Annotated in this window: 10 protein-coding genes and 1 pseudogene; 6 read left to right on the top strand and 5 right to left on the bottom strand. The window is 71.4% G+C overall.

The window, feature by feature from the left end:
• A pseudogene (locus tag ETD86_RS30575) lies at positions 1–243 on the bottom strand (protein phosphatase 2C domain-containing protein); the annotation flags it as partial.
• 88 nt (positions 244–331) lie between these two features.
• On the bottom strand, positions 332–1,441 hold the full coding sequence (locus ETD86_RS30570; RefSeq protein WP_170223356.1) for a M24 family metallopeptidase: 1,110 nt from the start codon (positions 1,439–1,441) through the stop codon (positions 332–334).
• 156 nt (positions 1,442–1,597) lie between these two features.
• Between ETD86_RS30570 and ETD86_RS30565 the strand changes: the two genes are divergently transcribed.
• Together ETD86_RS30565 and ETD86_RS30560 are read left to right on the top strand one after the other, a co-directional pair.
• The gene (locus tag ETD86_RS30565; RefSeq protein ID WP_246148451.1) at positions 1,598–2,788 is read left to right on the top strand and encodes a PP2C family protein-serine/threonine phosphatase; all 1,191 of its coding nucleotides are present in this window, start codon (positions 1,598–1,600) and stop codon (positions 2,786–2,788) included.
• Positions 2,789–2,793: 5 nt separating this feature from the next.
• A complete protein-coding gene (locus ETD86_RS30560; RefSeq protein WP_138669903.1) occupies positions 2,794–3,696 on the top strand; it encodes a 5'-3' exonuclease in 903 nt (300 codons plus the stop codon).
• Positions 3,697–3,703: 7 nt separating this feature from the next.
• Here the strand turns inward: ETD86_RS30560 and menD are convergent, their stop codons facing one another.
• Together menD and ETD86_RS30550 are read right to left on the bottom strand one after the other, a co-directional pair.
• The gene (gene menD / locus ETD86_RS30555; protein ID WP_138669891.1) at positions 3,704–5,365 is read right to left on the bottom strand and encodes a 2-succinyl-5-enolpyruvyl-6-hydroxy-3-cyclohexene-1-carboxylic-acid synthase; all 1,662 of its coding nucleotides are present in this window, start codon (positions 5,363–5,365) and stop codon (positions 3,704–3,706) included.
• Positions 5,362–6,255: an o-succinylbenzoate synthase gene (locus ETD86_RS30550; protein ID WP_246148453.1), complete on the bottom strand. Its 894-nt coding sequence runs from the start codon at positions 6,253–6,255 to the stop codon at positions 5,362–5,364. Before ETD86_RS30550 ends, menD begins: the two co-directional genes overlap by 4 nt.
• A gap of 91 nt (positions 6,256–6,346) precedes the next feature.
• Here ETD86_RS30550 and ETD86_RS30545 point away from each other — a divergent pair, with 91 nt between their 5' ends.
• The 3 genes from ETD86_RS30545 to ETD86_RS30535 all read left to right on the top strand — a co-directional run bounded on the left by ETD86_RS30545 (position 6,347) and on the right by ETD86_RS30535 (position 9,432).
• On the top strand, positions 6,347–7,492 hold the full coding sequence (locus ETD86_RS30545) for an AMP-binding protein (protein WP_138669889.1): 1,146 nt from the start codon (positions 6,347–6,349) through the stop codon (positions 7,490–7,492).
• A 43-nt stretch (positions 7,493–7,535) separates the two neighbouring features.
• Positions 7,536–7,865: a hypothetical protein gene (locus ETD86_RS30540; protein ID WP_138669887.1), complete on the top strand. Its 330-nt coding sequence runs from the start codon at positions 7,536–7,538 to the stop codon at positions 7,863–7,865.
• Positions 7,866–8,043: 178 nt separating this feature from the next.
• Positions 8,044–9,432, top strand: a complete 1,389-nt coding sequence (locus tag ETD86_RS30535) for an RNA polymerase sigma factor (RefSeq protein ID WP_138669885.1) — start codon at positions 8,044–8,046, stop codon at positions 9,430–9,432.
• Between the two features lie 112 nt (positions 9,433–9,544).
• On the opposite strand, the gene ETD86_RS30530 is transcribed toward ETD86_RS30535, so the two are convergent.
• Positions 9,545–9,943, bottom strand: coding sequence for a hypothetical protein (locus tag ETD86_RS30530; RefSeq protein WP_170223355.1), 399 nt, complete (start codon positions 9,941–9,943; stop codon positions 9,545–9,547).
• A 104-nt stretch (positions 9,944–10,047) separates the two neighbouring features.
• On the opposite strand from ETD86_RS30530, the gene ETD86_RS30525 reads away from it, so the two are divergent.
• On the top strand, positions 10,048–10,617 hold the full coding sequence (locus ETD86_RS30525) for a TetR/AcrR family transcriptional regulator C-terminal domain-containing protein (RefSeq protein ID WP_138669883.1): 570 nt from the start codon (positions 10,048–10,050) through the stop codon (positions 10,615–10,617).
• Positions 10,618–10,694 lie beyond the last annotated feature (77 nt).

Genomic DNA, 10,694 nt, shown 5'->3' with positions numbered 1-10,694 from the left:
CTCGGAGATGGCCCCCTCCAGCACCCGGGCCAGCGGCGTGTCATCCCCCACGGTCAGCCGCGCCGCCAGCGCCCCGCCGAGCCGCGCCACCAGCCACGGCACGTCGTGCACGCACCCGCTGTCCACTCCTGCCGCCGCCGTGGCCCCGTCGAGCACGATGATCCACGACGGCCCGGCGATCACCAGGTCCTCGTTGGGCTCGGCGGAGCCGGGACAGGTGGCGTACGTGACCTCCGCGAACATGACAGCGACTGTGCCACAGCGACCCCCGTGACCTCGAACGCCGGCACGCTCATGGACCCACGGCCCCGTCCACCGTCGCGTGAACCGCTTACACGATCACCAGGTCGCGGGGCGTGTTGTTCAGCCGTTCCCCGCCGTTGTCCGTGCACACCACGATGTCCTCGATCCTGGCGCCGTGCCGGCCAGGCAGGTAGATGCCCGGCTCGACGGAGAAGGCGAAGCCGGGCTCCAGCGGCTCCCCGTTGCCGGCCACGATGTACGGCTCCTCGTGGGTCTCGATGCCGATCCCGTGCCCGGTCCGGTGGATGAAGTAGTCGCCGTAGCCGGCCTCGGCGATCACGTCGCGGGCGGCCGCGTCGACGGCCTCGCACGACACCCCGGGCCGCACGGCCGCGCACGCCGCCTCCTGGGCGCGGCGCAGCACCTCGTAGTACGCGGTGAACTCGGCGGGCGGCTCCCCCACGCAGTAGGTGCGCGTGGAGTCCGAGCAGTAGCCGTTGTGCAGCTGGCCGCCGATGTCGACCACGACCGGCTCGCCCGCCTGGATCACCCGGTCGGACACCTCGTGGTGCGGGCTGGCGCCGTTGGGGCCGGAGGCGACGATCACGAAGTCGACCGTCGCGTGCCCGGTCGCCAGGATCGCCTCGGCGATGTCCCTGCCCACCTCACGCTCGGTCCGCCCGGCCCGCAGGAACTCCGGCACCCGCCGGTGCACGGCGTCGATGGCCTCCCCCGCCTCGGACAGCGCCGCCACCTCCGACGGGGACTTGCGCATCCGCAGCTCCCGCAGCACGCTCCCGGCCAGCACCTGCTCGGCGTCCGGCAGCACCTCGCGGAAGCGCAGCGACGACATGGCCCACATCCGGTCGGCCAGCCCCACCTTGCGGGCCCGCCCCAGCCGGGCCGCCGCGATCGTGTACGGGTCGTCGGTCTCGTCCCAGGCCACGAACTCCAGCCCCAGCCGCGAGGCGGGCGAGGCCTGGGCGGCCGGCAACTCCAGGCGGGGCACCATCATGTACGGCTCCCCGGCCGCGGGCACCACCAGGCACGTCAGCCGCTCCAGCGGCAAGGCCTCGTAGCCGCTCACATACCGCAGATCGGGTCCGGGCGTGAGCAGCAGAGCGTCGAGCCCGCTCTTGGCGGTGGCCTCCTGAACGGCGGCCAGACGGGACACGGGATACAGGTCTGAGGACGTCACAGGCCTCAATCTACTCCGGCCCCGCCCTCCTAAAATCCGCGAAAAGCTCTCACAACACAGGAACCGATCGCTACACTCCGTTCAACAACGATCACGTAGTGTGGGGACAATTGTCCAGATCCACTGCACTTTGAGAGTGAGACTATGGTCGACGTCATGGGCAATGCCGCGGTGGAGACCGGGCTGCTCGGGCACGAAACCGACGCGGAGATGCTGGCCGTGAGGCTGGCGCACGCGCAGCGGCTCGGCAACATGGGCTGGGCGGAGTGGCACCTCCACAGCGGCGAGACGATCTGGTCCGACCAGGTGTACACGATCTTCGGCCGCGACCCGGCCAAGGGCCCGATCGCGCTGCCCCAGCTCGCCAAGCACGTCGAGCCCGCTGACGTGGCCGCGCTCGACCAGCTCCTGTGGTCCGCCGTGCAGGGCGTCGAGCCGGTCCAGGCCGAGTTCCGCATCCGCCGCGGAGGCGAGCTCCGCGACCTGCGCGTGGTGCTCGAACCTCTGATGGCCCCCGGCGGCCCCATCGGCCTGCACGGCGTCATCCAGGACATCACCGGCCGCCGCCGCGCCGAGCGCATGATGTCGGAGTCGCGCCGCCAGCTCCTGGAGGCCCGCGAGCAGGCCGCCGAAGAGCGTCATGTGATGCTGGCGCTGCGCGACGCTATACTCCCCGACCCCGCCTGCTTCCCCGGCCTGCCGAACGCCGGCATCGCGGTGCGCTACGTCCCCGCCGAGAAGACCGCGAACCTGGGCGGCGACTGGTTCGAGGCGGCCCCCTCCCCCGACGGCCGCCTGCTGCTGGCCATCGGCGACGTCTCCGGCCACGGCCTGCCCGCGATCGCGCACATGGCCCAGCTCCGCCACGCCCTCGTCGGCCTCGCCATGACCGGACGGCCCGCCAACCGGCTGCTGGACTGGCTGAACGAGCTGGTCCTGCACCAGCTCAACGACACCACCGCCACGGCGATCATCGGGCATCTGGACCCGCAGACCCGGGTGTTCGCCTGGAGCCAGGCCGGTCACCTGGCACCCATCCTGGTGCGCGACGGCGTGGCCAGCTTGCTCGACCAGCCCAAAGGCGTGCTGCTCGGCGCCACGTGCGGGCGGCCCTACGAGCCGGCCACGACGCGGCTGCGGCCCGGGGACGTGCTGCTGCTGTTCACCGACGGGCTGGTCGAGCGGCGTACCCGCGACATCGACGTCGGCCTCGACCAGGTCCTGGCCGCCGCCCGTCACATGCAGGGGTGCGATCTGGAGGACGGGCTCGACCGCCTGCTGTCCGACATCGGCGGCCCCAACCCGGAAGACGACGCCTGTCTTCTAGGGGTGGGCATACTGGGCTAGTGCTCATGCTTCTGGACACCCCGTCCCTCTACTTCCGCGCCTTCTACGGCGTGCCGGAGTCGATCAAGGCCCCCGACGGCTCGCCGATCAACGCGGTACGCGGCCTCATCGACATGATCGCCACCCTCGTCCGCCAGCACTCCCCCACGGAGCTCGCGGCCACGATGGACGCCGACTGGCGCCCGGCCTTCCGCGTCGCGGCGATCCCGACGTACAAGGCGCACCGCGTCGCGTACGGCAACACCGAGGTCGTGCCCGAGACGCTCGTCCCGCAGATCGCCGTCATCCAGGAGGTGCTCGACGCGGTCGGCATCGCCGTCCTGGAGTCGGCCGGGTACGAGGCCGACGACGTCATCGGCACGCTCACCCACCAGGCGAGCGGCGCGGTCGACATCGTCACCGGCGACCGCGACCTGTTCCAGCTGGTCGACGACGCCCGCCCGGTCCGCGTGCTCTACACCGTGCGCGGCATCCGCAACCTGCAGATCGTGGACGAGGCGTTCGTCACCGCCAAGTACGGCGTCCCCGGCCGCGCCTACGCCGACTTCGCCACCCTGCGCGGCGACCCCAGCGACGGCCTGCCCGGCGTCGCCGGCGTCGGCGAGAAGACCGCGGCCGCGCTCATCACCCGCTTCGGCTCTCTGGAGACCCTGATCGAGGCCCTGGACACGGGCGTGACCGACGGCTTCCCCGCCGGCAGCCGCACCAGGCTGGCCGCGGCCCGCGACTACCTGAGCGCCGCCCCCGCCGTCGTCCAGGTCGCCCACGACGCGCCGCTCCCGGCCGCCGACCTGACGCTGCCGGCCAAGCCGCGCGACCCCGAGGCGCTGGTGCGCCTGGCCGACCACTACGGCCTGGACGGCCCGCTCAACCGCCTGCTCGACGCGCTGGGCTCGGTCTCCGCGTGATCGCGGGCTAGGCGGTCAGCAGGGCCCGGACGGCCTCCTGCGCGGCCTCGCGCAGGCGGGCGTGCACGAGCACGTTCTCCTCGCGGTCGGTACGCACCTCGACCACGCGCGGCCCCTCGCCGCGCAGCGCCTTCGGCAGCTCCGTGATCTCCGACACGAGCGTGTACGGCGTCGCGGTCGCGGCCGCCGCGTACCCGAGGTCGACCCCGTGCGGCGTGCCGAAGACCCGCTCGAACGGATCGCGGACCGCCGCCTGCGGCAGCAGCGAGAAGATGCCGCCCCCGTCGTTGTTGACCACCACGAAGCACAGGTCGGGGCGCGGCTCGCGGGGCCCGAGGATCAGCCCGTTCTGGTCGTGCAGGAACGTCAGGTCGCCGAGCAGCGCGTAGGCGGGCCCGTTGTGCGCCAGCGCCGCCCCCATCGCGGTCGAGACCAGCCCGTCGATGCCGGAGGCGCCCCGGTTGGCCATCACCCTGATGCCGCGCCGCGGCCGCATCGCCTGGTCCAGGTCCCTGATCGGCATCGACGACCCGCAGAACAACAACGCCCCGTTCGGCAGCGCGTCCACCAGGTCCCTGGCCAGGCGCGGCTCGCTGAGGCCCGCGACGTCGAGCACCTCGTCCACGGCCGACCTCGCCGCGTGGTCCGCCTGCCGCCAGGCGTGCAGCCAGCTGTCGTCGCCCGCGGCCACCGGGATCTCCACCGCCTGCGCCACCTGCGTGGCCGACCGGGTCGGGTCCGGCCAGCGGTCCAGGTCGGGCGCCACCACGATGTGCTCGGCGGCCCGCCGCAACCACGACAGCAGCGGACGCGACAACCCGGGCCGGCCGAGCGTGACCACCACGTCGGGCTGGTGCGCGTCGGCGAACTCGGGCGTGCCCAGCAGGTAGTGGTAGGTCGAGATGGCGTGGTCGCCGTAGCGGGCGCCGCCGTTCGGCTCCGACAGCACCGGCCAGCCCGCCATGCCGGCGGCGGCCACGTAGCGGCGCACGTTCGCGGCGCCGTCGCCGACGACGAGCACGCCGCGCCGGGTCGGCGGGATGTGCAGGGCGATCGGCGGGGGCGCGACCCTGGCTCGCACCCAGGGACCGTTCGCGCCGCCGTCGAGCGGCTCGCTCCAGGTGGTGTCGCCGTCGGGGATGAGCGGCTCCCTGAAGGCCAGGTTGAGGTGGACCGGGCCGGGGTTGGCCGGTCCGGCGGCCCGCTGGTAGGCGCGGCAGGCCAGCGACCGCCAGTAAGCCACCTGCCCGGGCCGGTCCTCCGGCACGCCGACCTCGGCGAACCAGCGCGTGGCCGTCCCGTACATCTTGATCTGGTCGATCGTCTGGTTGGCGCCGGTGCCGCGCAGCTCGGGCGGGCGGTCGGCGGTGAGCACCAGCAGTGGCACACCCGACTCACTGGCCTCGATCACGGCCGGGTGGAAGTTGGCGGTGGCCGTGCCGGACGAGCAGATCAGCGCGACCGGCCGCTCGGCCCGCTTGGCCAGCCCGAGCGCCAGGTACGACGCCGAGCGCTCGTCGATGCGCACGTGCAGGCGCACCCGCGACTCGGCGTGCAGCGCCAGCGCCAGCGGGGCGGACCGCGAGCCGGGCGCCAGCACCACGTCGGTCAGACCGCAGCGCACCAGTTCGTCGACCAGCACGGTAGCCAGCGCGGTGGCGGGGTTCAACGTGACGCCTCCTGCATCCGGCGAAGCCACTGGGGAGATTCAATCTCAAAAACCGACAAATGCTGATAATTCACGCTTGGGCGGCGTACTGCCAACTGACCGTCCACGGGTGTCAGCGAATCGTCCACGACGTCACCCGCCAGCAGCGGCAATGTGCCCAGCCCGCACGCGTACGGCAACGACGGCAACGCCGCCGCCAGCGCCAGCCCCGCCGCAAGACCCACAGAAGTTTCGACGGCGCTGGAGACCACGGCGGGCAACCCGCACGCCTCCACCACCCGCAACGCGTTGCGCACCCCGCCCAGAGGCTGCACCTTGACCACCGCGACGTCGGCCGCCTCGGCCGCCTTGACGCGCAGCGGGTCCTCGGCCCGTCTGATCGACTCGTCGGCCGCGATCGGCACGTCGCAGGCCCGCCGCACCGCCGCCAGCTCCTCCAGCGTGGCGCACGGCTGCTCGGCGTACTCCAGGTCGTACTTGTCCAGGCGCTTCAGCCGCCGCACGGCCTCGTCGACGCTCCACGCGCCGTTGACGTCGACCCGCAGGCGGCCCGCTGGGCCGAGCGCGTCCCGCACGGCCTCCACCCTGGCCACGTCGTCGTCGAACGTCTGCCCGCGCTCGCCCACCTTGACCTTCGCCGTGCCGCAGCCGGAGCGCCGCACCAGCTCGTGAGCCCGCTGGGCGTCCACGGCGGGCACGGTGGCGTTGACCGGGACACTGTCGCGCACCGGCTCCGGCCAGCCCTCGAAGGCCGCCTCACGGGCGCAGGCCAGCCACCGCGCGCACTCGCGCGGGCCGTACTCCGGGAACGGGGAGAACTCACCCCACCCGGCCGGGCCGTGCAGCAGCACCCCTTCTCTGGCGGTCTGCCCCCGGAATCGCAGGCGCATCGGGATTCTGAAGACCACGGGAGAACGTGCCACGATCCTCCCTGCTTTCCCCTGCGCCGCTGTCCGACGTGTCGCCATTAACCTTACGAGCATGTGGAGGAACCCGTCGCATCCGGACCGTCCGCTGCATGCCATTGTGCAGCCTCCGGGACCCGCGCTGTTCACGGCCGTACGCGACGCGCTCGCCGGCGAAGGACCCGCCGTCCTGCCCCTCCCTCCCGGCCAGGCCGAGGCGGCGCTGGCCGCGCTGCGCCCCACCCACGTCGACGGAACGCCCCAGGACGGCGGCGCGGGCGTGCCCGCCGACGTCGCGGTCGTGATCGCCACCAGCGGCAGCACCGGCACGCCCAAGGGCGTGATGTTGTCGGCCACCGCGCTGCGCGCCTCGGCGGCGGCCTCGCTACGACGCGTGGAGGCGTCCAAGGGCGAGCGCTGGTTGTGCTGCCTGCCCGTCTCCCACGTCTCCGGCCTGCAAGTGCTGGTACGCGCCCTGCTGTCGGAGAGCGAGCCGATCATCCACCCGCGTTTCGACCCGCGCGCGGTCCTGGACTCCGGCGCCGACCACGTCTCGCTGGTGCCCACCCAGTTGCACCGGCTGGTGGAGATGGGCGCCGATCTGTCAGGGTTCCGCACGATTCTGCTCGGCGGCGCCGCGCCCCGTCCCCGCCTGCTGGAACAGGCCCGGGACCTCGGCGCGCGGGTCGTGACGACGTACGGGATGAGCGAGACGTGCGGCGGTTGCGTGTACGACGGCCAGCCCCTTTACAATGTAGATCTCAAAATTGGCGAGGACGGCCTGATCAGGATCGCCGGCCCCGTGCTCTTCTCCGGCTACCGCGCCGGCGGCCCCGCCCCGTTCGACGGCGGCTGGTTCGTCACCTCCGACCTGGGCGAGCTGGCCGGCGGGCGGTTGCGAGTGCTGGGCCGCGCGGACGACGTCATCAACACCGGCGGCGAGAAGGTCATGGCCCCCGCCGTGGCCGCCGTGCTCGGCACCCACCCCGAAGTCGCCGATGTGGCCGTGATCGGCGTGCCCGATGTCGAATGGGGCGAGCTCGTCACCGCCGTGGTCGTTCCCACCGACCCCGACACGCCGCCCACGCTTGTCCAATTGAGGGCATACTGCCGCGATAGGCTTCCCCCTCACGCCGCCCCGCGCGAATTGCGCCTGGTCGCCGGACTGCCGCTGCTGCCGAACGGCAAGACCGATCTTGTACGGCTGAAGGCAGGAACCTGACGAGGTGCGGCTGCGTCAGAGTGGGGAGAAGGAGGGAGCCTTCATGGACCAGACCCGCAAGCTGTGGGCATCCGCGGCCATCGTCGGCGTCGTCGTCGTCGCAGGCGTCTCGGTCGCGGCGGCCGCCTCCGCGGGCAGGCTGGAACAGGTCGGCGAGGAGACCAGAGCAGTGGTGGAGAAGGCGTCACCATCCGGCCCGCCGGCGCAGCCGGCCCCGTCCTCCGAGCCCACCGACGACGACATCGTGGTCTCCCGGGAGGTCAACCCCGACCCCAACAAGGTGCTCGAATACTGGACGGACCAGCGCATGGAGGGCGCCGAGCCCATGCCCATGCCCGAGGTCACGACCGGTGAGATCGACGTGACCGAGTAGGACCGGCACGAGGGGCGGTACGCCAAGTGGGCGGTCCGCCCCTTTTTCGCCATTTCGGCCGAGCGGGAACAAATAGCGGCGAATGGCGTTATTGATACTGGTGCGCCGTGCGGACAACGAAGCCGCCCGCAACAACCTGCCTTGATCGCTTCTTACTCCGTACGGAGGAGGTGTCCTCATGCCCAGAACCGCCGTGGCGACCCCACCCGCGACTCTCGACCAATTGATTGAACGAGGGCGTAACCAGGGTCACCTTTCTCTGGCGGAGCTGCGTGACGCGTTCGCCGAAGCCGGCATCAGCCCCTCAGAGGGTCGTACGATACTGCGCGAGCTGTCGGAGGCCGGCGTCAGCCTGGCCGCCGAGAACGAGCCGTCTCTCAGCAAGACCGCCCCCAGGAAGACCACCGTCAGGAAGCCCGCACCGCCGAAGGCCACCGAGGAGCACGAGGAAGCCGCTCCGAGGAAGTCTTCGACGTCGCGAGCAAAGGCTACCGGCCGTAAGGCCACCAAGGCAAAAAGCGACACGCCGGCCGATGCGAAGGGCGTCATCCCGCCCGACCCCAAGCCGGAGCACGAAGAGGATGTGCCCGACGACCTCGTCATCTCCGCCGAGGACGACGTCGAGACCGAGCAGCTCGACCTGGACGACACGCAGTCGGTCATGGGCGACTCGGTGCACACCTATCTGAAGTCCATCGGCCGCCGCACGCTGCTCACCGCGGCGCAGGAGGTCGAGCTGGCCAGGCGGATCGAGGCCGGCCTGTACGCCGAGTACAAGCTGGAGACCCACCCCGACCTGTCGCTGGACGCCCGCGAGGACCTGCGCATGGTCATCGAGGACGGCCGGCAGGCCAAGGACCACATGCTGGAGGCCAACCTGCGGCTGGTGGTCTCGGTGGCCAAGAAGTACACCGACCGCGGCATGTCGCTGCTGGACGTGGTCCAGGAGGGCAACCTGGGCCTCATCAGGGCGGTGGAGAAGTTCGACTACACCAAGGGGTTCAAGTTCTCCACGTACGCCATGTGGTGGATCAGGCAGGCCATCCAGCGCGGCTTCGCCGACTCGGCGCGGACGATCCGGCTGCCCGTCCACGTGCTGGAGATGCTCTCCAAGCTGTCGCGGATCGAGCGTGACATGCACCAGCGCCTGGGGCGCGAGCCCACGCCCGAGGAGCTGGCGGTCGAGCTGGACAAAACGCCCGACCAGATCGAGGAGCTGCTGCGCACCAGCCGCCAGCCGATCTCGCTGAACGCGACGATCGGCGAGGACGGGGAGACCACGATCGGCGACCTCATCGAGGACGTCGACTCACCGGAGGCCTCGGAGATCGTCGACCGCCAGCTCCTCGGCGACCAGCTGCGCGGCGTGCTCCAGAACCTCTCGCCCCGGGAGTCGAAGATCATGGCTCTTCGGTTCGGGCTGGTGGACGGCAAGCCGCACACGCTCGACGAGATCGGCAAGCACCTGGGGCTGACCCGGGAGCGGATCCGCCAGCTGGAGAAGGAGTCGCTGTCCAAGCTGCGCCACCCGAGCAACACCCGCCCGTTGCTCGACTGGGCCAGCTGACGGTCCGACTGGGCCCGCTGGACCGTCTCGACCGGACCAGCTGACCGTTCGAAGCCCCGGCCACACGAGGGAGGCGTGACCGGGGCTTTCGTATGCTCCTGGAGCAGTCGGGTCAGCGGGTGGTGGGCACCGGACGGGGCACGCTTGGGATCCCCCACAGCCGGTTGGCCTCGCGCAGCGTCCGCAGCCGATCCACCTCGTCCGTCCACATCCGGCCGTCAGGCGTGGCCCGCGCCTTGCGCCGCGCGATCCGGTCGTCGTAGGCCTTCACGCCGAAGGTGGCCCGCTGCCCCGCCTCGGCGGCCCGCAGCGCGCCGGTCAGCGCCCGGTCGAGCTCCCGCCCCGCGGCCAGCAGCTCGATGTCATCGGCCGCCGCGGCCCGCAGCTCAAGCAACGTCTCCTCGGCCTGCCTGGCCTTATCGAGCAGCTCGGGGTAGCTCTTGGAGATCTCCTGGTCCGCGTGGTAGCGAACCTCTGCCTCCCGGCTCACCCGCGGACGGAAAAACGCCATCGACCCTGCCCCTTCACCAGCCGGCACTCGTTCAATGGCCAAGGGTACGCCGTCCCGCGACACGAACAGAAATCACCCCGGCGCGGCGCCCTTTACATTGTAAGATGATCACCATGCCCGCCAAACGACCACCCGTGCCTCTCTCCCGCGAGCGCATCATCGAGGCCGCGCTCCACATCGCCGACAGCCAGGGCCTGCGCCGGCTGACCATGCGCCGCCTGGGCGACGCGCTCCAGGTGGAGGCCATGGCCATCTACCACCATCTGCCCCGTGGCAAGGAGGCGCTGATGGACGCCCTGGCCGAGCACGTCACCACCGTACGCGTGGAGCAGGGTCCGACCTGGCAGGAGACGGCCAAGGCCTGGTGCCGGGCCGAGCGCGAGCTGCTCCGCCAGCACCCGGGCGTCCTCGCCCTGGCCCTGACGAAACCCCCCAAGGGCGCCACGGCCCTCGCCATCGGGGAGCAGGTCGAGCAGCTCGCCGACGGCGGCCTGGGCAACGCGGCGGAGTCCGTACGCACGCTGCGGGCCTTCGTGTTCGGCAGCGTAGCCGTCGAGGTCCAGCAGTCCGGCTGGGCCGATCCCGAAGTCGATGAATGGGTCAGGCGGGATGAAAGGGCCGATATGGACTTCGAGCGCGGACTCGACGCTCTTCTCAAGGGTTTGCAAACGTGATGCGCGTGTCACGCTTGGCCCGTTATCCTGCATAAGGCACGCTGTGTCGAAGGTCACACGCTCCGGGGATCCTCCTG

The sequence above is a fragment of the Nonomuraea turkmeniaca genome, from assembly GCF_005889735.1.
In the GTDB taxonomy this organism is placed as follows: Bacteria; Actinomycetota; Actinomycetes; order Streptosporangiales; family Streptosporangiaceae; genus Nonomuraea; species Nonomuraea turkmeniaca.
The sequence above is the reverse complement of the archived record's forward strand: the minus strand, read 5'-3'. Positions and strand labels throughout refer to the sequence as shown.